Raw genomic sequence first — 25,301 nt, 5'->3', positions numbered from 1 at the left:
CGGCCATACCGGGATGGTAGCCGATCAGATATCGATATGGCTGACGAGGCTTTCCGCCGTCAGTCCCTTGCCGGCGCGATTACCGGCCTCGCCATGATACCAGACGGCGGCGCACGCAGTCTCAAAGGCGGCAAAGCCCTGCGCCATCAGCGAGCCGCAGATTCCCGCCAGTACATCGCCTGAGCCGGCGGTGGCGAGCCACGGCGGGGCGTTGGAATTGATTGCACAGCGCCCGTCCGGCCCCGCGATGACGGTATCGGCTCCCTTTAGTATGATGATGGCATTGGCCCGTCGTGCTGCGGCTTGCGCCCGCTCGACTTTCGAAATTTCCTTGCTTGCAGCGACGTCCGGAAACAAGCGGCCAAACTCACCATCATGGGGGGTGAGTATCAGATGCGGTGCTCCAGTCGAAAAGGCTTCGAAGAGACGTTCGGGATCATCTCGGAACGATGTAATTCCGTCTGCATCAAGGACGAGGTTGCGGTCGCGGAGTGCCAGTACGAAATCCCGCGCCTTCTCGCCAACTCCGAAACCAGGCCCAAGAACGAAAGCGCCCAGTCGGCGGTCCTGCAGCCATTCGTCGAGTTCGGCCCTGCCATCGACCTGGCGTAACATCACCGCGGTCAAATGTGCCGCATTGGCGGCAAGGGCCTCTGATGGACCTGCAATCGTCACCAGACCCGCACCGGCACGTAGTCCGGCTTCGGCCGCAAGCCTGCACGCCCCGGTCTGTGTCGCCCCGCCCGAAAAGACCCCCAGCGAACCGTGCGAATACTTGTGCCCGGAGGGCGTTTTCGCACTGGCATAGTCCAACCAAATGTCTGGACTATTGATGCGGGTCGGGCTGCGGTATTGTTCAATGAGGCGTCGAGGGACGCCGATTTCTGCGATTTCCACTTCGCCGCAATGTTCGCGCCCGGGCAGCAGCACTTGTCCTGGCTTCAGCGCAACGAAGGTCACTGTACGCTCGGCACGAAAGGCCGCCCCTCGTATATGGCCGGAACGCCCGCAAATTCCGCTCGGAATATCGACAGAAAGGACCGGTATCCGATTGCGCTCCAACTCGCTGATCAGGTCGCTGACTTCAGGGGATAGGTCGCGTGCCAGCCCTGCACCGAACAGCGCGTCGATGACGACGTCGCCAAGGCGAGGGCAATACATCGACAACGGCAGGCCCTCGACCGGGCATTCAGCATGGGCGCGGCTCGCGTCCTCAGTCATGGGTGGTTTCATCGACAGCCGGAAGACGCGGATGTCAGCACCGGATTCTGCGAGCAGCCGCGCGGCAACATAGCCGTCGCCCCCATTGTTTCCCGGCCCGGCAAGCACCACGAAACGCTCGGCCTCGGGATAGTGCCGTAGTGCCGCCGCCGCAACCGCATGGCCGGCAGCAGTCATCAACGCATAGCCCGGAATACCCGAACGGATACAATCGGCATCGATTTTGGCTACGGCTTCGGGCTCAATCAGCATCCGATTTTCATCCCTTTGCCTATTATTGATGCACGTGCGAACGCTCGCACGAAACAAGGCCCACTGTCGGCGAGGCGCGCCCGATCCGCGATGCCGATTTTCGATTAATATTTAGGCGTTTGCCAAAATATTCACCTGAGCCTGACTGCCCGTTAGGGGAGCAGCAAAGCTGACTGCCGAAAAATGCGGGAGTAGGAGGGCTAATTTGCCGATTCAACATCTTTTTCACTGGTTTTTTGTGGGATTTTGCGCATGATCGCCGTCGTCTTGCAGTTTTTCAAGCAAAAAGCGTCGCCATTTTCAAAATCTGGCACGCTATGTGCATTGCCAAGGCGGGCGGGTTTACACCTGCAGTAACTGGGGAAGCGGAGAGACATTTTCTCATGAAAAAGATCGAAGCGATCATTAAACCCTTCAAGCTCGACGAAGTGAAAGAAGCACTTCAGGAAGTCGGCCTGCAGGGGATTACGGTCACTGAAGCAAAGGGCTTCGGACGGCAAAAGGGTCATACGGAACTCTATCGCGGCGCCGAATATGTCGTCGACTTTCTTCCCAAGGTGAAAGTCGAAGTTGTGCTTGCCGACGAAAATGTAGAGCGCGTCATCGAGGCCATTCGCAATGCGGCCCAAACCGGCCGCATTGGCGACGGCAAGATTTTCGTCTCGAATGTGGAAGAGGTTGTCCGAATCCGCACGGGCGAGACAGGCGTGGACGCCATCTGAAGTTATTTCCAGCCACGATAGGCCAGGAAGAGATTATCGTCATCATAAAGGGATGCTTAAATGACGACCGCAAAAGATATTTTGAAACAGATCAAAGACAATGACGTCAAGTTCGTGGACCTGCGCTTCACCGACCCCAAGGGCAAGCTGCAGCATCTGACCATGGACGTTGGCGTCGTAGACGAAGACATGTTCGCCGATGGCGTGATGTTCGACGGCTCCTCGATTGCAGGCTGGAAGGCCATCAACGAGTCGGACATGGTTTTGATGCCGGATCCGGAAACCGTGCACATGGACCCGTTCTTCGCCCAGTCCACCATGGTGATCGTCTGCGATATTCTCGATCCGGTTTCTGGCGAAGCCTACAACCGCGACCCGCGCGGCACAGCCAAGAAGGCTGAAGCTTATCTGAAGGCGTCCGGCATCGGCGACACCATCTTCGTCGGTCCGGAGCCGGAATTCTTCGTATTCGACGACGTCAAGTACAAGGCTGATCCTTACAACACCGGCTTCAAACTCGATTCCTCCGAGCTGCCGTCCAACGATGATACCGACTATGAGTCCGGTAATCTGGGTCACCGTCCGCGCGTCAAGGGCGGCTATTTCCCGGTTCCGCCGATCGACAGCCTTCAGGACATGCGTTCCGAAATGCTGACCGTCATGGCGGAAATGGGCGTGGTCGTCGAAAAGCAGCACCATGAAGTCGCCGCTGCCCAGCATGAACTCGGCGTCAAGTTCGATACGCTGGTGCGTAATGCCGACAAGATGCAGATCTACAAGTATGTCGTCCACCAGGTTGCCAATGCTTACGGCAAGACCGCGACCTTCATGCCGAAGCCGATCTTCGGCGATAATGGCTCGGGCATGCATGTCCACCAGTCGATCTGGAAAGACGGCAAACCGACCTTTGCTGGTGACGAGTATGCCGGCCTGTCGGAAAGCTGCCTCTACTATATCGGCGGCATCATCAAGCATGCCAAGTCGCTGAATGCCTTCACCAATCCGACGACGAACTCCTATAAGCGACTGGTCCCGGGTTATGAGGCACCGGTGTTGCTGGCCTATTCGGCGCGCAACCGATCTGCTTCCTGCCGTATTCCGTTCGGCACCAATCCGAAGGCCAAGCGCCTCGAGGTCCGCTTCCCTGATCCGGCCCAGAACCCCTATCTCGGTTTCGCGGCGATGCTGATGGCCGGCCTCGACGGCATCAAGAACAAGATCCATCCGGGCAAGGCCATGGACAAGGATCTCTACGACCTGCCGCCGAAGGAACTCAAGAAGATCCCGACCGTGTGCGGCTCGCTGCGCGAAGCGCTGGAAAGCCTCGACAAGGACCGCAAGTACCTGACGGCTGGCGGTGTGTTCGACGACGACCAGATCGACAGCTATATCGAACTGAAGATGCAGGAAGTCATGCGCTACGACATGACCCCGCATCCGGTCGAGTTCGACATGTACTATTCGTGCTGATGCATGGCCGGGTTCGCGCCCGGCAATCGTCTTGAAACAAGAAATGGCGGGATTTCGGTCCCGCCATTTTCATTTATCAGTGAAGAGTTGTGGATACCTATTCGGCAGCCGCCTGGCGGGCCGGATGGCGCGCCAGCAGTTCCTTCAGGAAGTGACCGGTGTAGGAACGCGTTTCCTTGACCACCTGTTCCGGTGTACCTTCGGCAATCACTTCACCACCGCCGTCACCGCCTTCCGGCCCGAAATCGATGATCCAATCCGCAGTCTTGATGACTTCAAGATTGTGTTCGATGACCACCACGGAATTGCCCTGGTTGACCAGCTCGTGCAGCATTTCCAGCAACTTGACCACATCGTGAAAATGCAGGCCCGTTGTCGGCTCGTCGAGGATGTAGAGCGTGCGGCCGGTCGAGCGCTTCGACAGTTCCTTGGCCAGCTTGACCCGCTGCGCTTCGCCACCGGAAAGCGTGTTCGCCTGCTGGCCCACCTTGATATAGCCGAGACCGACATCCCTGAGCGACGTAAGCTTGTCACGCACGGCCGGGACCGCAGCAAAGAAATCGCAGCCTTCCTCGACCGTCATATCAAGCACGTCGGAAATCGACTTGCCCTTGAAGTGTACGTCGAGCGTTTCCCGGTTGTAGCGCTTTCCGTGACAAACGTCGCAGGTGACGTAAACGTCAGGCAGGAAGTGCATCTCGATCTTGATGACGCCATCGCCCTGGCAGGCTTCGCAGCGGCCGCCCTTGACGTTGAATGAGAACCTTCCGGGCGCATAGCCCCGCGTCTTGGCTTCGGGCAGGCCGGCAAACCAATCGCGGATCGGAGTGAATGCACCGGTATAGGTCGCAGGGTTGGAGCGCGGCGTCCGACCGATCGGCGACTGGTCAATATCGATGACCTTGTCGATGTGCTCGAAACCCTCGATGCGCTCGTGCTCGGCCGGGTTTTCGCGGGCGCCCATAACGCGACGTGCCGCCGACTTATAGAGCGTCTCGATCAGAAAGGTGGATTTGCCGCCGCCCGACACTCCGGTGACTGCGGTAAAAACGCCCAGCGGAATGGAGGCAGTAACATTCTTCAGATTGTTGGCTTTTGCCCCGACAACCTTGATTTCCTTGCCTTTCTTAGGCTTTCTGCGATCCACTGGGACAGCCACCGACATTTCGCCGGACAGGTACTTTCCGGTCAGCGAGTTCGGGTTTGCCATGATGTCGGATGGCGAGCCTTCAGCCACGACTTCACCGCCGTGAATGCCGGCTGCCGGACCGATGTCCACGACGTAGTCGGCCGTCAGGATCGCATCTTCGTCATGCTCGACGACTATGACCGTGTTGCCGATATCGCGCAGATGCTTGAGCGTTTCAAGCAGCCGCGCATTGTCCCGCTGGTGAAGGCCGATGGATGGTTCGTCAAGAACGTAGAGCACACCTGTGAGACCGGAACCGATCTGCGACGCCAGCCGGATGCGCTGGCTCTCGCCGCCAGACAACGTGCCGGAATTACGCGACAGCGCAAGATACTCGAGACCAACATCGTTGAGGAACTTCAGCCTGTCGCGGATTTCCTTGAGAATGCGGACCGCGATCTCGTTCTGCTTTGCGTTCAACTTGGCCGGCAAAGCGTTGAACCAGCCAACGGCGTCGCGGATCGACATTTCCGAGACCTGACCGATATGGAAGGTGTCAAGTTTGACCGCCAACGATTCCGGCTTCAGTCGATAGCCGTTACAGGCCGGGCAGGGCGCCTGGCTCATGAACCGTTCGATATCCTCGCGCGACCAGGCGGAATCGGTTTCTTTCCAGCGGCGCTCGAGATTGGGGATAATGCCCTCGAAAGTCTTGGTCGTCTGGTAGGACCGGGCGCCATCGGCATAGTGAAAGGTGATCTCACGCTTGCCTGTACCATGCAGGATCGCCCCCTGCGCCTCCGCGGACAAGTCACTCCAGCGCGAAGACAACTTGAAGCCGAACTCCTTGCCCAGCGCTTCAAGAGTCTGGTTGTAGTAGGGCGACACCGACTTCGCCCAGGGCGCGATGGCGCCGTCGCGCAGCGTCCGCTGCTGCTCGGGCACGATCAGATCGGCATCGATCTTCTGCTGGGTGCCCAAGCCGTCGCAGGAGGGGCAGGCGCCGAACGGATTGTTGAATGAGAACAGCCGTGGCTCGATCTCCGGAATGGTAAAACCGGAAACCGGGCAGGCGAACTTTTCCGAGAACATCACCCGTTCATGCGTCTCATTGGCCGATTTGTTGGCCGAGCCACCTTCCGATGTCTCTTCAGGCGGCAGAGGCCGGTCGGCAAATTCCGCAATCGCCAACCCATCGGCCAGCCGCAAGCAGGTCTCGACGCTGTCGGCCAGGCGGGTGGCCATGTCAGAGCGCACGACGACACGGTCAACAACGACATCGATGTCGTGCTTGTACTTCTTGTCCAGCGCAGGGGCGTCGGGGATCTCGTAGAACTGGCCGTCGATCTTGACGCGCTGGAAGCCCTTCTTCATCAGATCGGCAAGTTCCTTCTTGTACTCGCCCTTTCTTCCGCGCACCAAAGGCGCCAGAATGTAGAGCCTTGTCCCTTCTTCAAAGGCGAGGATGCGATCCACCATCTGGCTCACGGTCTGGCTTTCGATCGGCAGACCGGTCGCCGGCGAATAGGGAACGCCGACACGCGCAAACAGCAGCCGCATGTAGTCGTAGATTTCCGTAACCGTGCCGACGGTGGATCTCGGATTGCGCGACGTCGTCTTCTGCTCGATCGAGATAGCCGGCGACAGGCCATCGATCTGATCGACGTCAGGCTTCTGCATCATCTCGAGGAACTGGCGCGCATAAGCCGACAGGCTCTCGACATAGCGCCGCTGCCCTTCGGCATAGATCGTATCGAACGCCAGCGAGGATTTCCCCGAGCCCGAGAGCCCGGTCATGACGATCAGGCTATTGCGCGGCAGATCGAGATCAATGCCCTTGAGATTGTGCTCACGTGCACCGCGGATGGATATGGTCTTAAGTTCGCTCATTTTGCCTGCTTCATGACGTTCGTTCGAACACCTGTACGCCGCACCACTGACATCGGTTGTCACCAGGACCCACAGGAATTCCGATTTTCCACAGTCTCACGAGTCGATTGACATCGTTCATGAAACTGCATAGAACAAATAAGGAACGCATGGAAGCCGGATTTTCTGTGGATTTAGGTGGCCACAGGGGCGCTTTGGCCTCACCAAACGGGTAAAGTCGGCGAGACTAAGGCTCCGGGGCGTTTGGTGTCCCTTTTCGCGAATAGGATATTGGTATGGCGGGTAGTGTAAACAAGGTTATTCTGGTTGGCAACGTTGGTGCCGACCCGGAAATCAGGCGTACGCAGGACGGCAGGCCGATCGCCAACTTGCGCATCGCGACGTCCGAACAATGGCGCGACAAGAATTCCGGCGAACGCCGGGAAAAGACCGAATGGCACACCGTGGTGGTCTTCAATGAAGGCCTCTGCAAGGTTGTCGAGCAGTACATCAAGAAGGGCGCCAAGCTCTATATCGAAGGTGCGCTGCAGACCCGCAAGTGGCAGGACCAGACCGGCAACGACCGCTATTCGACGGAAATCGTGCTGCAGGGCTTCAATTCGACGCTGACCATGCTCGATGGCCGCGGCGAGGGTGGCGGCGGCGGTCGCGCCCAGGGCGGCTATGAAGACAACAACTATGATTCAGGCTTCAGCGGTGGCGACAACCGCAACAGCCAGCCTGCTCGCACACAGTCGTCAGGTCGTCCGCAGCAGAATGCCCCGTCGTTTTCGCGCGACATGGACGACGACATTCCGTTCTGATCGCGGTTGGTCAATGCATAGCGTAAAGATGGCAATGAGTGTGCTGTCTGCATTTTGCGCGATACAAGAATTTCACAATGCCACGCGTCGATTTCGATGCGTGGCATTTTCGTTGAAGTTTTGCTGCTCCCAAACCCTGTCGAGCAATGTCGGCTCTGTTCACGTGGCCATGCCGCGTGTCGGCGCGCATGCCTCGCAGATTGCGAAAAGATGTCGGTGGTCGGTACCACAGCAGCCGCCAAGGATGCGCATGTCGGGGTAGTCTTTTCTGAGCGCCCGGTAACGGCGTCCAAGATCGACCGGATCGCCAATATCGATTTCCGTGGACTCGTCGAGCTCCTGATGACTCTTGGTCGATGAATTCGCGCGAATCCCCACGATCCGTTTCACCCATTTGTCGCCATTTTTCAGTGCCTGGTCGAAATGCGTGGGATGAGCGCAGTTCACCATGTAGTAGATTGGAGAGCCGCCGGTCGCTTCCTCTGTCAATTCTATCGCCTCGCGCAGGGACGTGCCGTTGACCAGACCGCCGTCCGTCTCCACCGTGAACGAAATGACGCAAGGCATGGCCGCTGCCTTGGCTGCGCGAGCAATACCGATTGCTTCGCCTGTGGTGTTCATGGTGAAGGCGGCGACCACATCGGCAGATGATCTCGAGAAAGCTTCGATCTGCAGCGAATGGTAATCCTCCGCATCTGCTGGATCCATGTTGCCCGCCTTGTAGCCGTCACCGCGGGGACCGATCACGCCTTCCAGCACGATCGGCGTTTCCGGTGTTTCCCAACGCCTGCGCAAGCTCTCCAGGAACTCGATGGAACGAATATTGAGAGCAATGAGACCGTCCTCGTCGTAGCCAAGGCGGGGTCCCCAGTCCGGGTTGGCACGCCATGTCGGGCTATCCAATATAAAGCCAACGCCTCGCGTGCGGGCGATCTCGATATAGGGTTCGAAGTATCTGACGATTTCGGCGCGGCCTTCGTCCGTATCCAGCAGCGGAAACGATGCAAAGTGTGGAAGCTCCATGCCGCGATGAAAAACGAAAGTCGTTTCCATTCCGCCATCGGTCAGGAAATCACCACCTTTTAGCTGAGGCAGATCGTGTCGATACTTTGCCATTTGGGGTCTCCGATGTTAAATTGCAGTAGGCGCAGGTTGCGAACCTAGCGCATTCAAGAGCGCAATTCTCTCAGAAACCAGACATTTTGTTCTAGTGAGCTTGTGGTACTGCAGCCTCGATTTTAAGAAAATCTCGTGGACACAGTTACTTAGCTATCGAGAGAGGTGATTGGCCGTCATGCCTTCTGAAGTTGGTGAGTACAAAACTGTACCGACGGTACAGTTCGAAACGCGTCGCGATGGCAGGAAGGGCGCGGCCACACGGGAGCGCATTCTCGAGATTGCCGAAGCGTCGGTGCTTGCCAAGGGGTTTGCTGCCACTTCGATCGAGGAGGTAATATGCGAGGCTGGCATCACCAAGGGTGGTTTCTTCTACCATTTCAAGGATAAAAACGAACTCGCGCATGAAATGCTGCGCCGCTACGTCATCGCCAACGACAGGATTTTCGACGACATTTTCGGTCGGGGACGCGACCTCACCGATGATCCACTCGACGCGTTTCTCGTCGGGCTGAAACTGCTGGCTGAGTTGATGAGGGATTTGCCCTCGGGCCATCCTGGCTGCCTAATTTCCGCCATCTGTTACCAGGAGCGGCTTTTTGACAGACAAGTCCGGGACCTGAGCGCGCAATCGATGAAGGGCTGGAATGCGCGCTTCCTCGGCTATCTCGAAGAGATTGCCCGCATCCATCCGGTCCGGGAAAATATCAATCTGCCAGATCTTGCCAAAATGCTGTCCTGCGTCGTGGATGGCGCCATCATCATGGCCAAGGCACTGCATGATCCGGGCGAACTCGAACGGCAGGTTCTCGCCTACAGGTCCTTCGTCAGGCTGGCGTTTTCCCGTTCCTGAATGTCAGGGGCCGATGTAAGCCGTCATGCTGGCACGGAAACCGTCGATCACGAATTGCACCGCGAGTGCGGACAACAACACGCCAAGCAAGCGCGTGAGAATGGCCCGACCAGTTTGACCCAGCATGCGGTCGATCTGATCGGCGACCAGCAGCGCTGCAAGCAATATGAAGGACACGACTGCGATAACAGCGATAAGCTGGACACGATCGATTGCCGACGGGTGGTTGCCGGCAAGCAGGATCGTAGCCGAGATCGCGCCAGGCCCCGAGATAAGCGGGATTGCCAGTGGAAACACCGCGAGATTGTGTATGTGATCCTTGGTGATCGCCGTCTCGGTGGTCTTTTCCTTCCGATCCTGCCTTTTCTCAAAAATCATCTCGAAGGCAATGAAGAATAGCAACATGCCGCCGGCGATGCGGAAAGCGGGCATCGAAATGCCGAGCAGCGACAAGACACTCGAGCCGGTGAGTGCAAACACAGTGAGAATTCCAAAGGCGATGATCGTGCCGCGTATCGCTGTCTGCCGCCGCTGCGCCCTTGTCATGCCGACGGTCAAGCCGATGAAGATCGGCGCCAATCCGGGCGGGTCGGTCGTCACGAGCAGGGTCGTGAACGCATTGAGCATTGCTTCTAGGCTGGCCATGTTTGTCCCCTCAACGACATCGAGCGTACTTGTCCCGGCGCTTTCCCGCAAGGGGCTGAAATTGGGCTCAAATACTTGCATTTCCGGCAAAAGCCTGTTCATAAAGCTGCCGTAAAATTGGCCTTAGTCGCACCTTTCCGTTATAAAGACGGCATCGATTCTTAATTGAAAGATTGTGACCGATTTGTCCGACATGACCACACCCGGCGGCAAGGGCCCTAGCGGCATCGAACCGATCTCCATCGTCGAAGAAATGCAGCGCTCCTACCTCGATTACGCCATGAGCGTGATCGTAAGCCGCGCGCTTCCCGATGTCCGCGACGGACTGAAGCCGGTGCATCGCCGTATTCTGTACGGTATGAATGAACTCGGGATCGACTGGAACAAGAAGTATGTGAAATGCGCCCGTGTCACCGGGGACGTGATGGGTAAATTTCACCCGCACGGCAACCTGGCGATTTACGACGCGCTCGCCCGCATGGCACAGGATTGGTCGCTCAGGCTGCCGTTGATCGACGGGCAGGGCAACTTCGGCTCCATCGACGGTGACAAGCCCGCGGCCGAACGCTACACCGAGTGCCGCCTCGAAAAGGCCGCGCATTCGCTGCTCGACGACCTCGACAAGGAAACTGTCGATTTCCGCGACAACTACGACGGCTCCCTGCAGGAGCCGGTGGTGGTGCCGGCCAAGTTTCCGAACCTGCTGGTCAATGGCGCGGGTGGTATCGCGGTCGGGATGGCGACGAACATTCCGCCACACAATCTGTCCGAAGTCATCAATGCATGCATCGCGCTGATCGACGAGCCGGGCATGGAACTGGCGCAGATCATGGAGATCATGCCGGGACCGGATTTTCCGACAGGCGCCATGATCCTCGGCAGGGCCGGCATCCGCCAGGCCTATGAGACGGGCCGCGGATCGGTGATCATGCGCGGGCGCGCAACGATCGAGCCAATGCGCAACGATCGCGAGCAGATCGTCATCACCGAGGTTCCCTTTCAGGTCAACAAGTCGACGATGATCGAAAAAATGGCCGAACTGGTGCGTGACAAGCGCATCGAGGGCATTTCAGACCTGCGCGACGAGTCCGACCGTGACGGTTATCGCGTGGTTATCGAGTTGAAGCGTGACGCAAATGCGGACGTGATCCTCAACCAGCTCTATCGCTATTCTCCGCTGCAGACCTCGTTTGGCTGCAACATGGTGGCGTTGAACGGCGGAAAGCCGGAACAACTGACGCTGCTCGACATGCTGAGGGCATTCATCACCTTCCGTGAGGAAGTCGTCAGCCGGCGTACAAAATACCTGCTCAAGAAGGTGCGCGACAGGGCACATGTGTTGGTGGGTCTGGCAATCGCGGTCGCCAACATCGACGAGGTGATCAATCTGATCCGTCGCGCGCCTGATCCGCAGACCGCGCGCGAACAGCTGATGACGCGGCGCTGGCCGGCCAAGGATGTCGAAGCGCTGATCCGCCTGATCGACGATCCGCGCCATCGCATCAATGAGGACGATACATACAATCTCTCCGAGGAGCAGGCTCGCGCCATTCTCGACCTGCGCCTGCAGCGCCTGACTGCGCTCGGTCGCGATGAAATCGGTGACGAACTCAGCAAGATCGGCGCCGAAATCAAGGATTATCTCGACATCCTGAGCTCGCGCTTGCGGATCATGACGATCGTCAAGGACGAACTCGCTGCCGTACGCGATGAGTTCGGCACACCGCGTCGCACCGAAATCGTCGACTATGGCCTCGACCTTGACGACGAAGACCTGATTGCCCGCGAGGAAATGGTGGTCACCGTTTCGCATGCCGGTTATGTCAAGCGCGTGCCGCTGGCGACATATCGCGCCCAGCGTCGCGGCGGCAAGGGTCGTTCTGGCATGTCGACGCGCGACGAAGATTTCGTCAACCGCCTGTTCGTCGCCAACACCCACACGCCGGTGCTGTTCTTCTCCTCACGCGGCATTGTCTATAAGGAAAAGGTATATCGCCTTCCGATCGGCACGCCGACCTCTCGCGGCAAGGCGCTGATCAACATGCTGCCGCTGGTGTCCGGGGAGCGGATCACCACGATCATGCCGCTGCCGGAGGATGAGGACAGCTGGGCAAATCTCGACGTGATGTTCACGACGACGCGCGGCACAGTTCGCCGCAACAAGCTCAGCGACTTCGTTCAGGTCAACCGAAACGGCAAGATCGCCATGAAACTCGAGGACGAGGGTGATGAAATCCTGTCCGTCGAGACTTGTACAGATCAGGACGACGTGCTGCTGACGACTGCGCTCGGCCAGGCAATTCGCTTCTCGGTCGATGAGGTACGCGTCTTTGCCGGCCGCAACTCGATCGGCGTCCGCGGCATCTCCATGGCGGATGGCGATCGGCTGATTTCGATGACCATCCTTGGACACGTGGATGCCGAAGCGCCTCAACGCGCCGCTTATCTCAAGCGTTCGGCCGCCGAACGCCGCGCCATGGGCGTCGATGAAGACGACATCCAGCTGGTTGGCGAAGAAGTCACTGAAGAAAGCGAACTGAGCGAAGAACGCTATCAGGAGCTCAAGGCACGCGAACAATTCGTCCTAACTGTCTCCGAAAAGGGTTACGGCAAGCGTTCTTCTTCCTACGATTTCCGGATCTCCGGACGCGGCGGCAAGGGCATTCGCGCCACCGACACGTCCAAGACCGGCGAGATTGGCGAACTGGTCGCTGCATTCCCGGTCGAGGAAGCTGATCAGATCATGCTTGTCTCGGATGGTGGCCAGTTGATCCGGGTGCCCGTCGATGGCATCCGCATCGCCAGCCGCGCCACCAAGGGCGTGACGATCTTCTCGACGGCAGCCGACGAAAAGGTCGTGTCGGTGGAGCGGATCAGCGAGCCGGAGGAAGAAGAAAACGGCACTGACGTGTCGGAAGCACCTGTTGACGGCGAGGCGCCAGCTGAAAATGGCGCGCCGGAAGCGCCGGAAGGCGAGGGGTAACTCGCTGGCGAGCTTCTGCCCGGTGATGTTTCAAGATGCGCCGGCCCTCGTGGCCGGCGTTTTTTTTTCGAGAGGCCGTAGAATTTGAGCGCTTCTCTGACTTGTAGTTGTGCTTAGTTAAGCGGCCGACAACTTCAAGCCCACGACACCAGCAACGATCAGCGAGATGCATGCCATCCGCACGGCGGTGGCGGGCTCGCTGAACAGCATGATGCCGAGCACGGCCGCGCCAACAGCGCCGATACCTGTCCAGATCGCATAGGCTGTGCCAACCGGGATCGAGCGCAGCGACAACGACAGGCAAGCCATACTCAACACCAGCAGAAACACCGCGAGCATGCCATATTTGAGGTTGGCGAAGTTGTCAGACGTCTTGAGGGCGTAAACCCAGCCGATTTCGAAGAGGCCGGCAATAAACAATAGAAACCAGTTCAATCAATCCTCCATTGATCGGAAATTCATCAGCATGAAAACCTGATAAGGCCAGGCACCATCTATGGGTGATTCATCGGTCTTGAACAGGCTTAATCCAGGCTGCCACATCCAAAAGTAGCGTTTTCGTTCGCAGGGGATTGGGATGCCGCAGAGCATTTGCCGGCGAAAGCTGCATCTGGATACAAAAAAACCGGACGGGCAGGGGAGACCGTCCGGTTTCAATAAGCGCGGGAAAAGGGGGAGGGAGGCCCCGCGCTTCGGGGAGGGAGTTCAGAAAGTAACTCGGCGCAAGGCCGCATGGCGTGCAGTTTCGTTTTCGCGGATGGAATTTACAATTGATGAAACTGCGGTTGCAACAAACATCACAGCGATCAATCCAGCCATGCAGGTCAGCGTCACATACATCATTGTCGTTTCCCTTTCAGCATGTTGCCATGAACATCTGTTGGACAACATAGTCCCGCAAAAATTCCGTGGCCGCTGTTTCAGTGGGAACAACCCTTTTGGAAGTCGTTCCGCTCAACTTGATGTCATTTAACCATTCATCGACTGAAGAGGCTCTGAATGGTCCGTTCATAAAACGTTCAGCTTCGAGGAAAGTTGCATATGATCTTTGCAAAAATGATTTTTAAACGCTAACCAGCGCGGACAGCAGCAATTTTCCCGTTTCAGGAACAGTAGATCGGCTGTGATTTTCTCAACGATTTACGATTAAAGTCGCGTCGCGATACGTATTTGATTCAATGATGAAAGATACCTTCAAAGGGGGATAAATGGGCAAGCTCCGTCGCCGTTCATTACTTATCGGCGGGTCGGCACTGTTTGGTGCTGCAACTGGGCGATGGCTTCTGCAGCCATCCAGCTCAAGTGGCCCGGCCTATCCGGAATATGACAGCTATTCGGCAGCCAACGGCAATATTCTCAATGACGCCAGCCTGCTTGAGCCAACGCAGATCCACAAGCATGTGACAATCAACAGCGGCATCGACAGCACGTTCATCCATCGCGTGCGCGCGCTTGTTATCGAAGCCCGCGAAACCCGAAAACCTCTTATCGCCGGCACGACCCGACACTCGATGGGTGGGCAAAGCATTCCTGAAAATGGAATTGCACTCACTCTGCTGCAGGACCAGCTGGTAGCCGATCCGGCCACGAAAACCTACAAGGTCGCAGCAGGTGTGCGCTGGCGCACCGTCGTTGCCGAGTTGGACAAGATTGGTTTTTCGCCGGCTGTGATGCAATCCAATAATGATTTTGGGGTTGCGTCGACCTTTTCCGTCAACGCCCATGGCTGGCCTGTTCCATTCTCGGGTTGCGGCAGTACGGTCCGATCGATCAAGTTGATGATCGGTGACGGCACGATCCAGAAATGTTCGCGAACCGAAAACCCGGAGCTATTCCGCCATGCCATGGGTGGATATGGCCTTGTCGGCATCATCACAGAGCTTGAGCTCGACATGGTTCCCAATACGCGGCTGGAACCCAAGTTCGAGCATGTGCGTGGCGAGGATCTAGGCACCCACTTTGTCGAGGCAATGAAATCCGATCCCAAGATCGAGATGGCCTATGGCCGTCTTGACGTTTCCCTCGACCGCTTCTTCCAGGATGGATTGCTGATCAGCTACAGGCCGACCGAAGACCAGCAGGACATTCCGGCAGCCAGCGGTTCCGGGCTGCTGACCCAACTGTCCCGCTATGTATTTCGCGCTCAACTCGGGTCAGATGACGCCAAGCATTTCCGCTGGTGGACGGAATCCGCACTCAGCCCAATGTTCGTCGGAGAAGCGACCCGCAACAGCCTGCTCAACGAACCGGTGATCGCGCTCGACGATGCCGATCCCTCCCGGACGGACATTCTGCACGAATACTTCGTAGCGCCACAGCGTTTCGGAGACTTCATCAAGGCATGCCGGGAGGTTATACCGGCGTCCTATCAGCAGTTGCTGAATGTCACCATCCGCTATGTCGCCGAAGACAAGGACAGCGTATTGGCCTATGCGCCAGAGCCGCGCATTGCTTCCGTCATGCTGTTTTCTCAGGAAATGTCGGCACGCGGCGAGGCGGACATGCGGCGGATGACGCACGCGCTGATCGAGCGGGTGATTGCGTTGGGCGGCAGCTATTATCTGCCCTACCGGCCACATGCCTCGCTGGACCAACTGACCCGCGCCTATCCGCGCGCCGCCGAGTTCGCCCAGTTCAAACGACAGGTCGACAAGGACCTGATTTTCCGCCACCGCATGTGGGACAGGTATTTCTCCAAGCTTTGAGGAACGGCTATGAACCGACTACGCCTGGTCGCCGCCATCTATTTCGCTATCCTGCTTTTTGCTGCGGCACTCAATTACCTTCCCGGCATTCCTGTCCAGGATGGCAAGACATTCGGCATCTTTGCGCTCGACATCTACGACGATGGGCTTCATCTGGTTTCTGCCCTTTGGGCGGGCATCGCCGCCTGGGCAGGAGCCAAGGCAGCGCGATTCTTCCTGTTCTATTTCGGCCTGATCTATTTCGGCGACGGCCTTCTCGGATTGATCACCGGCTCGGGCTACCTCGATCTGGGGATCCTGAACTACGGCATCCAGACATTGCCATTCGATTTCAAAGTCATGGCCAATCTGCCACATCTTGCACTGGGCAGCATCGCGTTCCTCAGCAGCGTTGTCTTCAAGGCTGATGCCGAATGACCCGATACATGCTCCGCCTTGCAAAGTGGTTGGTGTTGGCATTCCTGCTGCTGGTGTTGGCGCTCGCCGCACCTGTCGCCTACATCGAGACCATGTGCCGGAGCGACATTCATGCCGGCAACTACAACCCGCTCATCGCCGACGCACAATGGCAGCGCCGCGAAGCAAATACGTACCTGACCTATCCGGAGTGGCATATCGTCTACGCTTATGACGGTCTTGCGGAGACCCTGAAGACGGGTGACGAACACCAGTTCGGCTACCTGAAATCGATCTCCCAATTCTGGAAATCCACATGCACGATGATGCGTGTTGCGGATCAACATGGCGGCGCTGACCAGCAAACACGCGTCATGATTCACACGATAGGCGTCAGCTTCTCACTGGAGATGGCCCTTAAAGCCGCATACGAGGAGACGATTGGCCGACTGTTTGCCTATTTGCGCGGCCCGAACAAGTCGCCGCAAGATCTGGTGGTTCTCGAAACGGCAAACAACTACGCCCAGTTCCTGCGGCAGACCCCTTGGTACATGTATGATTTCGGCGCGGCCAACAGCGCGCTGTGGGCCGTTCCGGTGACGCATGTGCTTCGCGGGTGGGAACGCCGCCTGGCCATTGGGCTCGAGTGGGAATCGAAAGCGGTCTATGCCAAGGCGATTGCCGCTGGCGCCGCGGCAAACGGACCGGCAAAACTTGAAATCCGCTCCGTCATTTCCGGGCTGACAGCAGAGCAGCTCTCAGCCATTGCCAATGTCCGGGTCGTTGGCGAAAGCGCAGGCGGCATCGTGATCGAAACGCCCCGATATGATGCGTTCACGCGCATTCTCGCCACCATCAGCCAGCAGAAGGGGGTTGTGCGTGAGGTCGCGGGCAACGACGAAATCATGGTGTCGTTGACCATTCCACGCGGCGCCACCTATCAAGGTCCTGGCGAGGTGTTGACCAGAATGGAGCGGCAGGGATTTGCATCAGAACGATTGCTGGTTAATCTTGCGGTCAGCGAATTGGCAACCGCATTTCAAGCGATGCAGGTCGCGGATCCGGGAATAGAGCATGTTTTCGACTACTGACAGTGTGACGGGAGCACGATGAAAGCGGCGCGTAATGCGTTACAGGTTGTGGTCACGGCAACGTCCATTGCGGCTGCGGCGATGGCCCTACCAGCCATAATGCTGGTCGCCGGTGCTTCCGCCCAACCTGTGCTCGCATTGTTCCCACGCCCAATCAGCATCGGTGCTTTGCCGCCCGGCGTATCCATCCTCGATTGGGACGGGCGTGTCGCGCGGCTGGCATCCGTAGACGCCGGACAGGCTCGTGCGCTCTACCAGGCCGGCGCGCTGATGGTCCTGCCGTACCGTCAGTCCGGCTGCATGTCGCTGCGCGAAAAGTAAAAACCGGACGGTCTGGGGCGACCGTCCGGCTTTCCTGCCAGCATGAGCGAGAGTCTATTGGACTCTCAGGGGGGTGGGGTGCTCACGCTGTGGGGATTTCACTGATAGACGACGGTGCGAGCACGAGCTTCTTTTGTCGCCTCGCCCTCTCTCACCAGGTTGATGATCGAGGAAACAGCGGTCGCGATGAACATGAAGGAGATCACACCAGCCATCAGCGTGAACGTCAAATACAACATCGTCCTCATCCTTCTCGTTTCATCAAGGGCTGTGTTCGGAACAGCCCGTCCTCTGCTTCCGGGGGAAGCGCGCGCTTGTTGTTGTTCTTGCGCCGCTCCTTCGAACTTGGAGACAATTAACCACCTTGCAGCTTAAACCGTGCTGAATGCTCCGTTCATCTCGCGTTCAGCTTCCTAAACAACATTTAAAGCAGTTGCGCATGCAGTCTTTCCATGACAAAAGGCGGTGCAAATTTTGACGGCGGCGAAATGACAAAAGCCTTCTATCCCGGTTCCTTCGATCCGATGACAAACGGGCATCTCGACGTGCTTATTCAGGCGCTGAACATCTCTTCCAAGGTGATTGTGGCGATCGGCATTCATCCCGGCAAAGCTCCGCTGTTTACGTTCGAAGAGCGCGGCGAGCTGATCCGCAAGTCTCTCAATGATGTCTTGCCGGATCGGGCAGGGGATATCGATGTCATCGCCTTCGACAATCTCGTGGTCGATGCCGCAAGGGCGAATGGAACAAATGTGCTGATCCGCGGGTTGCGTGACGGTACGGATCTCGATTACGAAATGCAGATGGCGGGCATGAACCGGCAAATGGCACCCGACGTACAGACCGTGTTCCTGCCTGCAGGTACCGCGTCGCGGCCCATTACCGCCACATTGGTGCGTCAGATCGCAGCGATGGGCGGCGATGTCAGTGCGTTCGTGCCAAAGCCAGTTCTTGAAGCGCTGGACGCCAAACGCAAACGCTAGGGTCTGACCCCGGCCGCCCTCGCCAACCAACGGAGCTTTCATGTTTTCCCTGAAATCCATCGCCGCAGGCGCCATGATGATGATCGGCGTTTCGACTCAGGCATTCGCCAATCCAAACGAGATCACCATCCAACTGAAGGATGGTCCTGTCGTTGTCCAGCTCATGCCGGAAATTGCGCCGAAGCATGTCGAGCGCATCAAGGAACTCGCGACCAAGGGCGAGTATGACAACGTTGCTTTTCATCGTGTGATCGAAGGCTTCATGGCGCAGACAGGCGATGTCCAGTATGGCAACATGAACAAGGACTTCCAGCCTTCGCAAGCCGGGATGGGCGGCTCGAGCCTTCCCGATCTACCCGCCGAATTTTCCAACGTTCCATTTGAACGCGGGGTAGTCGGCATGGCGCGGTCGCAGGACCCGAATTCGGCCAACTCCCAGTTCTTCATCATGTTCGCGCCCGGCGACTTCCTCAACGGCCAGTACACGGTCGTGGGCAAGGTTACCTCGGGAATGGAAAATGTCGACAAGATCAAGCGTGGCGACGGCAACAATGGGTCCGTCTCGGATCCGGACCGCATGGTCAAAGTTACGGTCGGCAAATAACAATTCAATTCAAGGAGATATGTAAAATGGCTGAAATTAAAGATCCAGAAAACGCCCTGGTCATGGAAACCACCAAGGGCAAGGTTGTCATCCAGCTGCTGCCGGAAGTCGCTCCGGAGCATGTGGCGCGCATCAAGGAACTGGCGCGCGAAGGCGCCTATGACGGCGTCGTGTTCCACCGCGTCATCAACGATTTCATGGCGCAGACAGGCGACGTGAAGTTCGGCAAAAAGGGCGGATCATCCTTCAACCCTTCTCGCGCTGGCATGGGCGGTTCCGACAAGCCGGACCTGAAAGCTGAATTTTCGGCAATCAGCCACATCCGCGGCACCTGCTCGATGGCACGCTCGCAGAGCCCGAACTCCGCCAACTCGCAGTTCTTCATCTGCTTCACCGATGCACCGTGGCTCAACAAGCAGTACTCCGTCTGGGGTCAGGTCATTGAAGGCATGGACAACATCGACAAGATCAAGAAGGGCGAACCGGTCGTCGATCCGGACGAAATCGTCTCGTTGAAGGTCGCTGCTGACGTCGCCTGATTGTTTTTCGTAGACATCAGCCGCCTCCGCGTTTAATCGCGGGGGCGGCTTTTCATTTGAGTACACTCCCTTAGCAGGGGAGCGCCTTCGAGCTAGAATATGCGTGTAGACCTTTTCGATTTCGACCTGCCCGATGAGCGGATTGCGCTGAGACCAGCCGAACCGCGCGATTCCGCACGCCTGCTGGTCGTCGACCCCAACAGCACCACGGAACTGACTGACGGCCACGTCCGCGACCTAGTGACATTGTTGTTGCCTGGAGACGTTCTCGTCTTCAACGACACCAAGGTCATCCCGGCGCAGCTTGAGGGGACACGCATACGCGGCGACAACATAGTGCCAGTTTCCGCCACTTTGCATATGCGCACTGCTGCGGACCGCTGGAAGGCATTCGCCAAACCCGGCAAACGCATCAAGGAAGGTGATATTCTCCGGTTCGGAACTGGAGACGACGCACTGGATGCGACTGTGCTGGAAAAGGGCGATGCCGGGGAGGTGACTCTTGGCTTCGGGGTTTCCGGGCCGGCGCTCGATACGGCAATTGCCACTGTCGGGCATATTCCGTTGCCGCCCTATATCGCCTCCAAGCGCCGTGAGGATGACCGCGACCGGACCGACTACCAAACCATCTACGCCCGTGAAAAAGGCGCGGTAGCGGCACCTACAGCCGGCCTGCATTTCACGCCGGAACTATTTGAGTTATTGGATAAAAAGGGAATCGAACGCGCCTTCGTGACGCTCCATGTCGGCGCCGGCACCTTCCTGCCGGTCAAGGCTGACGACACCGCCGATCATCTGATGCACTACGAGACTGGCTATATCGATGCCGCGACTGCCGACAAGCTCAATGATGCCAAGGCGAGGGACGGCAGGATCGTCGCCGTTGGCACCACGTCGCTCCGCCTGCTTGAAAGTGCAGCCAGCGAAGACGGCAACATGGCCGAATGGTCGGGCAACACGAACATCTTTATTACCCCCGGCTACCGCTTCAAGTTCATCGACATGCTGATGACGAACTTCCACCTGCCGCGCTCGACGCTGTTCATGCTCGTATCTGCCTTCAGCGGCCTCGATACGATGCGGGCCGCTTACGACCACGCCATCAAGACCGGCTACCGCTTCTACTCCTACGGCGACACCAGCCTGCTCAAACGGAAAATCTGAATGACCGAACACTTCAAGTTCCAGCTGCTGAAAACCGATGGCAAGGCACGGCGCGGCGAGATTTCCATGCCCCGCGGCACCATCCGCACGCCCGCATTCATGCCTGTCGGCACCGTGGGCACGGTAAAGGCGATGTATCTCGATCAGGTCAGAGAGACCGGCGCAGACATTATTCTCGGCAATACCTACCATCTGATGCTGCGGCCGGGTCCGGAACGCGTCGCACGTCTCGGCGGGCTGCACGAACTGATCCGCTGGCCGCACCCGATCCTGACCGACAGCGGCGGCTTCCAGGTCATGTCCCTGTCCGGGCTGCGCAAGCTGGATGAGAAGGGCGTGACCTTCAAGAGCCATGTGGATGGCTCTTTGCATCACATGTCGCCCGAGCGCTCGATCGAGATTCAGGGCCTGCTCGGTTCGGATATCCAGATGCAGCTGGACGAGTGCCTGGCACTGCCCGCAAAGCCCAAGGAAATCGAACGTGCGATGGAGCTATCGGTCCGCTGGGCAGAACGCTGCAAGGTCGCGTTCGGCGACCAGCCTGGCAAAGCAATGTTCGGTATCGTACAGGGCGGCGACAATCCGGCACTGCGTGTGAGAAGCGCCGAGGCGCTCAGGGCACTCGACCTCAAGGGCTACGCCATCGGCGGCCTGGCAGTCGGTGAGCCACAGCACGTGATGCTGGAGATGATCGAAACAGTCAATCCGCACCTGCCGACCGAAAAGCCGCGCTATCTCATGGGGGTTGGCACCCCGGACGATATCCTGAAATCGGTGGCACGCGGTATCGACATGTTCGACTGCGTCATGCCGACCCGGTCCGGACGCCACGGCCTTGCATTTACCCGTCGCGGCAAGGTCAACATCCGCAACGCGCGCCACGCCGAAGACATGCGACCGCTCGATGAGCAATCGTCCTGCCCGGCCGCACGCGACTATTCACGCGCCTATCTGCACCATCTTGTCCGCTCGAACGAAGCGCTCGGCGGCATGCTGCTGAGCTGGAACAACCTGTCCTATTACCAGGATCTGATGCGCGGTATTCGAAAAGCCATTGATGAAGGGCGATTTGCGGACTTCATGGCCGAGACGCAGGAAGAATGGGCGAGGGGCGACCTCGATCCGGTCTGATACCCGGCGCGACAATATTTCGTCGGCATTGTCGGCGCTCGGCTTTTTTCATCGTCCTTGGTACAGTCGCCCGAATGAGGCGAAAACCAAGGAGGAAGGCCGATGCGCAAGATTATTGCAGCCGTTTTCGTAAGCCTTGACGGCATCATGCAGGCCCCCGGTGGACCCGAGGAAGATCCGACCGGAGGCTTTAGCCACGGCGGCTGGGTCTTCCACTATTTCGACGAGGCGCTCGGCGGTGCGATGGATGAGCTGTTTTCCAAGCCGTTCGACCTGCTGCTCGGGCGCAAGACCTATGAGATATTCGCTGCATATTGGCCGCAACCCGGCGCGCCGGATCCAATCGCCAGCCTGTTCAACCGCGCTACAAAGTATGTCGCGACCCGCACCAACCCGAAGCTCCAGTGGCAAAACAGCAAATCGCTCGGCGATGATATCGTGTCGGCTCTCACCGATCTCAGGAAAAGCAACGGCCCCGACCTGCTGATCCAAGGTTCAAGCAATTTGATCCAGACCCTGCTCGAAAACAACCTGATCGACGAGTTTAGGTTGCTAATTTTTCCGCTGATGTTGGGCAATGGCAAGCGGCTTTTCGGCGAAGGCACGGTGCCCTCAGCACTCAAGCTTGTTGAGACTCGCGGCTTTCCGACCGGAGTGGTTCTTGCTCGCTATCAGCCGGCAGGCGAGCTTAGGACGGGATCATTCGCCCTCGAAAACTCACCGCAGGCATAACAAAGATCTTCGCAAAAACCAACGTAACAACAGATAGATACAGGTGTATTCTCATGCGGATTGATAGAAAATAGGGCAGGGTGGAGACCAGCCCTGCCCGCCAAAATCTATTCCCTATAAGTTCCGGCTTTCTTCGCTGCGAAGGTCGCCAGCACATCCATCAGGGTAGGGTTGAGGCAATCGTAGGGCTCAAGGCCAAGCTCCTTGAACCGAGCGCGAATGCTGTCCATCTTTGATGGGCTTACGCCAGATTCGATCACGGAAGAAACGAAAGCGGCAAAGCCGGGTGCGGCCGACCCGCTCTCGGCGAACCGTTCCGGGTGTATGAAGCTCAGGCCCTTGAACGCATGATCGCGCTCGACTGGCCCATGCATATGTACGCCGCACTCCTTGCAGGCGTGCCGTTGGATGAGAGCGGAACTATCGACCACGGCGAGTTTGTCGCCGTTCTCCACAATCTCGACATTGTCTGACGGAACGACAGCAACTACCGAGAACATCGCGCCAGCCGGTTTCCAGCACTTTGTGCAGCCGCAAGCGTGGTTGTGGGCCACGTCACCCTTGATCTTGAGGCGTACTGTTCCTGTCGTGCAAAGGCAGGACAGGGTGCCTCCGGTGAAAGATCCGCTTCCCGGTTTGACGCCACTGTCGATCGATGGATGCAAGGATACAGATGCCATTGATATTCCTCCCTTTTTCAGTTTTTAGCGCACTTCCTGACACAAGTGTTTCACGGGGAGGGAACTTTAGCAACCACTGGAATAGACAGAGCATCCGCCATTATCATGACTCCCATGGTCATCTTTAGTGCATTGATGCACGCTTTCAGGTACAAAAGGGCTTTGAAAGCGGCTCCGGCCTGTGCAATAGCGATGGGTAATGTGAACCGCGGGACGAATGACGTGAATAGACAGGGTGTAGTAAACGCGACCCAGGCGATGCGCGGTCTTTTTCCCGAAACGCCGTTTCAATTTAACGAGCATCTCAGCCGCCGCTTCAGCGCCGATATCTGGCTCAAGCGCGAGGACCTGTCGCCGGTCCGGTCCTACAAGATCCGTGGTGCATTCAATTTCATGCGCAAAGCGATTGCCGGAGGCGGCGAAGGACGAACGTTCGTCTGCGCCTCCGCGGGCAATCACGCACAGGGTTTTGCCTTCGTTTGCCGCCATTTCGGCGTTCCGGGTGTGGTATTCATGCCGGTCACGACGCCGCAGCAGAAGATCGACAAGACGCGGATGTTCGGTGGCGAGTTCATCAGCATACGGCTGGTTGGCGACATCTTCGACCAATGCTACGCAGCGGCTCGCGCCCATGTCGAAGCCACTGGTGGCCATATGGTGCCGCCGTTCGACCACGATGACATTATCGAGGGCCAGGCTACCGTCGCGGCCGAAATCATGTCTCAGTTGCCAGATGATGCGCGGCCCGACCTGATAATCATGCCTGTTGGCGGCGGCGGACTATCCGCCGGAATGACCGGCTTTCTGAACGGTATCGTTGCCGCAAAGGATTTTCTGTTCGTCGAACCGTCGGGAGCGCCGAGTCTCAAGAAGAGCATCGAAGCCGGTTCCATCGTAACGCTGCCCAAGGTCGATAATTTTGTCGATGGCGCTGCGGTGGCGCGGATCGGCGACTTGAATTTTGCCGCTCTCAAGGCGTTCGGTACCGATCAGGTGCAACTGATACCGGAGAACGCAATCTGCGTGACCATTATCGATATGCTGAACGTCGAGGGCGTGGTTCTTGAACCTGCGGGCGCGCTGTCTATTGCCGCGCTCGATCGATTGGACGCGGAGCAACTCAAGGGAAAAACCGTTGTTTGCGTCGTCTCGGGCGGCAACTTCGATTTCGAGCGTCTACCTGACGTCAAGGAGCGTGCCATGCGCTATTCCGGTCTCAAGAAGTACTTCATCCTGCGGCTTCCGCAGCGTCCGGGTGCGCTGAAGGATTTCCTCGGCTTGCTTGGACCAGACGACGACATCTCACGGTTCGAGTATCTGAAGAAATCCGCTCGCAACTTCGGCTCCATTCTCATCGGCATCGAGTCCAAGGCACCGGAGAATTTCTCAGGGCTGGTTCAACGCTTCGAGAATGCGGGGTTGGGCTTTGAAGACATCACAGACAATGAAATTGTCGCAAACCTGATTATCTGAACCGGAAAGCAGCGCAGGGCGCACTTGGAAATGGAACCCACCCGCGGCACACAAAGATTGCATAAGATAGATTATGGAACTAATAGGTTCCTGGAGGAAAGCGGCCTCTCTTGCTCGCACCGGCATTTCCGAGGTCGGCGCCACACTTGGCTGGACTACACAGCCTGGGGCCAACCAACTCCCTCATGATCGCCGCGCCGTATCATTGTCGGCAACGCCTGCTCACTACGTTGTTTATTGTCCCGCATTCAGCCGAACACAGAGAGACACTCGACAAACCAGCTGATCCAAACTGTAGACGTCCGGCATTCACGATGAAGCAGTTCAGCAGGCTGAATACGAAGCTGAGCAAGTGAAAATTTGCACCGGCTCGAACATGCAAAAAAGCACCGACCACT

Annotated in this window: 24 protein-coding genes; 16 read left to right on the top strand and 8 right to left on the bottom strand. The window is 57.7% G+C overall.

Annotation, left to right across the window (positions count from 1 at the left end):
• Positions 1-24: 24 nt before the first annotated feature.
• Positions 25-1,473, bottom strand: coding sequence for an NAD(P)H-hydrate dehydratase (locus JJB09_RS12755; protein ID WP_201658420.1), 1,449 nt, complete (start codon positions 1,471-1,473; stop codon positions 25-27).
• A gap of 383 nt (positions 1,474-1,856) precedes the next feature.
• Here JJB09_RS12755 and JJB09_RS12750 point away from each other — a divergent pair, with 383 nt between their 5' ends.
• Positions 1,857-2,195 (top strand): P-II family nitrogen regulator, encoded by a 339-nt coding sequence (locus JJB09_RS12750; RefSeq protein WP_201658417.1) that lies wholly within the window; start codon positions 1,857-1,859, stop codon positions 2,193-2,195.
• A gap of 60 nt (positions 2,196-2,255) precedes the next feature.
• Positions 2,256-3,665, top strand: coding sequence for a type I glutamate--ammonia ligase (glnA, locus tag JJB09_RS12745; RefSeq protein ID WP_201658414.1), 1,410 nt, complete (start codon positions 2,256-2,258; stop codon positions 3,663-3,665).
• A 97-nt stretch (positions 3,666-3,762) separates the two neighbouring features.
• Here glnA and uvrA read toward each other — a convergent pair whose 3' ends face one another.
• Entirely contained in the window at positions 3,763-6,684 is a 2,922-nt protein-coding gene (gene uvrA / locus JJB09_RS12740) for an excinuclease ABC subunit UvrA (protein WP_201658412.1), read from the bottom strand.
• Between the two features lie 275 nt (positions 6,685-6,959).
• Here uvrA and JJB09_RS12735 point away from each other — a divergent pair, with 275 nt between their 5' ends.
• The gene (locus tag JJB09_RS12735) at positions 6,960-7,487 is read left to right on the top strand and encodes a single-stranded DNA-binding protein (protein WP_201658410.1); all 528 of its coding nucleotides are present in this window, start codon (positions 6,960-6,962) and stop codon (positions 7,485-7,487) included.
• A 159-nt stretch (positions 7,488-7,646) separates the two neighbouring features.
• Here JJB09_RS12735 and JJB09_RS12730 read toward each other — a convergent pair whose 3' ends face one another.
• A complete protein-coding gene (locus tag JJB09_RS12730) occupies positions 7,647-8,603 on the bottom strand; it encodes a homocysteine S-methyltransferase family protein (RefSeq protein ID WP_201658408.1) in 957 nt (318 codons plus the stop codon).
• A 178-nt stretch (positions 8,604-8,781) separates the two neighbouring features.
• On the opposite strand from JJB09_RS12730, the gene JJB09_RS12725 reads away from it, so the two are divergent.
• A complete protein-coding gene (locus JJB09_RS12725) occupies positions 8,782-9,456 on the top strand; it encodes a TetR/AcrR family transcriptional regulator (protein ID WP_201658406.1) in 675 nt (224 codons plus the stop codon).
• Positions 9,457-9,459: 3 nt separating this feature from the next.
• On the opposite strand, the gene JJB09_RS12720 is transcribed toward JJB09_RS12725, so the two are convergent.
• Positions 9,460-10,101 carry a MarC family protein gene (locus tag JJB09_RS12720; protein WP_201658404.1) on the bottom strand — a complete coding sequence of 214 codons (642 nt, stop codon included), beginning with the start codon at positions 10,099-10,101 and terminating at the stop codon, positions 9,460-9,462.
• Between the two features lie 193 nt (positions 10,102-10,294).
• Here JJB09_RS12720 and gyrA point away from each other — a divergent pair, with 193 nt between their 5' ends.
• The gene (gene gyrA, locus JJB09_RS12715; protein ID WP_425523725.1) at positions 10,295-13,084 is read left to right on the top strand and encodes a DNA gyrase subunit A; all 2,790 of its coding nucleotides are present in this window, start codon (positions 10,295-10,297) and stop codon (positions 13,082-13,084) included.
• Between the two features lie 117 nt (positions 13,085-13,201).
• Here the strand turns inward: gyrA and JJB09_RS12710 are convergent, their stop codons facing one another.
• The gene (locus JJB09_RS12710; protein WP_201658402.1) at positions 13,202-13,519 is read right to left on the bottom strand and encodes a DMT family transporter; all 318 of its coding nucleotides are present in this window, start codon (positions 13,517-13,519) and stop codon (positions 13,202-13,204) included.
• A 270-nt stretch (positions 13,520-13,789) separates the two neighbouring features.
• Positions 13,790-13,927, bottom strand: a complete 138-nt coding sequence (locus tag JJB09_RS12705; protein WP_201658400.1) for a hypothetical protein — start codon at positions 13,925-13,927, stop codon at positions 13,790-13,792.
• A 365-nt stretch (positions 13,928-14,292) separates the two neighbouring features.
• Here JJB09_RS12705 and JJB09_RS12700 point away from each other — a divergent pair, with 365 nt between their 5' ends.
• From JJB09_RS12700 to JJB09_RS12685, 4 genes are read left to right on the top strand one after another with little or no spacing between them, the layout of a single operon-like run.
• Positions 14,293-15,789 carry an FAD-binding oxidoreductase gene (locus JJB09_RS12700; protein WP_201658398.1) on the top strand — a complete coding sequence of 499 codons (1,497 nt, stop codon included), beginning with the start codon at positions 14,293-14,295 and terminating at the stop codon, positions 15,787-15,789.
• Positions 15,790-15,798: 9 nt separating this feature from the next.
• Complete coding sequence (locus tag JJB09_RS12695; RefSeq protein WP_201658396.1) at positions 15,799-16,206, top strand: hypothetical protein; 408 nt, start codon at positions 15,799-15,801, stop codon at positions 16,204-16,206.
• The gene (locus JJB09_RS12690) at positions 16,203-17,276 is read left to right on the top strand and encodes a hypothetical protein (RefSeq protein ID WP_246748696.1); all 1,074 of its coding nucleotides are present in this window, start codon (positions 16,203-16,205) and stop codon (positions 17,274-17,276) included. Before JJB09_RS12695 ends, JJB09_RS12690 begins: the two co-directional genes overlap by 4 nt.
• Before the next feature lie 18 nt (positions 17,277-17,294).
• A complete protein-coding gene (locus tag JJB09_RS12685; RefSeq protein ID WP_201658393.1) occupies positions 17,295-17,597 on the top strand; it encodes a hypothetical protein in 303 nt (100 codons plus the stop codon).
• Between the two features lie 98 nt (positions 17,598-17,695).
• On the opposite strand, the gene JJB09_RS12680 is transcribed toward JJB09_RS12685, so the two are convergent.
• Entirely contained in the window at positions 17,696-17,836 is a 141-nt protein-coding gene (locus JJB09_RS12680; RefSeq protein WP_201658390.1) for a hypothetical protein, read from the bottom strand.
• Between the two features lie 249 nt (positions 17,837-18,085).
• On the opposite strand from JJB09_RS12680, the gene coaD reads away from it, so the two are divergent.
• The 6 genes from coaD (at position 18,086) to JJB09_RS12650 (ending at position 22,750) form a co-directional block, all read left to right on the top strand.
• Positions 18,086-18,580, top strand: coding sequence for a pantetheine-phosphate adenylyltransferase (gene coaD, locus JJB09_RS12675; RefSeq protein ID WP_201658387.1), 495 nt, complete (start codon positions 18,086-18,088; stop codon positions 18,578-18,580).
• 73 nt (positions 18,581-18,653) lie between these two features.
• Positions 18,654-19,184, top strand: coding sequence for a peptidylprolyl isomerase (locus tag JJB09_RS12670; RefSeq protein ID WP_246748711.1), 531 nt, complete (start codon positions 18,654-18,656; stop codon positions 19,182-19,184).
• Between the two features lie 26 nt (positions 19,185-19,210).
• Complete coding sequence (locus tag JJB09_RS12665) at positions 19,211-19,723, top strand: peptidylprolyl isomerase (RefSeq protein WP_201658380.1); 513 nt, start codon at positions 19,211-19,213, stop codon at positions 19,721-19,723.
• 99 nt (positions 19,724-19,822) lie between these two features.
• Complete coding sequence (gene queA / locus JJB09_RS12660) at positions 19,823-20,887, top strand: tRNA preQ1(34) S-adenosylmethionine ribosyltransferase-isomerase QueA (protein ID WP_201658377.1); 1,065 nt, start codon at positions 19,823-19,825, stop codon at positions 20,885-20,887.
• The gene (gene tgt / locus JJB09_RS12655; RefSeq protein ID WP_201658374.1) at positions 20,888-22,018 is read left to right on the top strand and encodes a tRNA guanosine(34) transglycosylase Tgt; all 1,131 of its coding nucleotides are present in this window, start codon (positions 20,888-20,890) and stop codon (positions 22,016-22,018) included.
• A gap of 102 nt (positions 22,019-22,120) precedes the next feature.
• Entirely contained in the window at positions 22,121-22,750 is a 630-nt protein-coding gene (locus JJB09_RS12650; RefSeq protein ID WP_201658371.1) for a dihydrofolate reductase family protein, read from the top strand.
• 107 nt (positions 22,751-22,857) lie between these two features.
• Here JJB09_RS12650 and gfa read toward each other — a convergent pair whose 3' ends face one another.
• Positions 22,858-23,430 (bottom strand): S-(hydroxymethyl)glutathione synthase, encoded by a 573-nt coding sequence (gfa, locus tag JJB09_RS12645; protein WP_201658368.1) that lies wholly within the window; start codon positions 23,428-23,430, stop codon positions 22,858-22,860.
• Positions 23,431-23,622: 192 nt separating this feature from the next.
• Here gfa and ilvA point away from each other — a divergent pair, with 192 nt between their 5' ends.
• Positions 23,623-24,903, top strand: coding sequence for a threonine ammonia-lyase (gene ilvA, locus JJB09_RS12640; RefSeq protein WP_210341721.1), 1,281 nt, complete (start codon positions 23,623-23,625; stop codon positions 24,901-24,903).
• Positions 24,904-25,301: the final 398 nt, after the last annotated feature.

The sequence above is a fragment of the Phytoamicus setariae genome (assembly GCF_016722925.1).
Classification (GTDB): Bacteria; Pseudomonadota; Alphaproteobacteria; order Rhizobiales; family Rhizobiaceae; genus Rhizobium_E; species Rhizobium_E setariae.
Note: the sequence above shows the minus strand (reverse complement) of the source record. Positions and strands in the feature narration are given on the sequence as shown.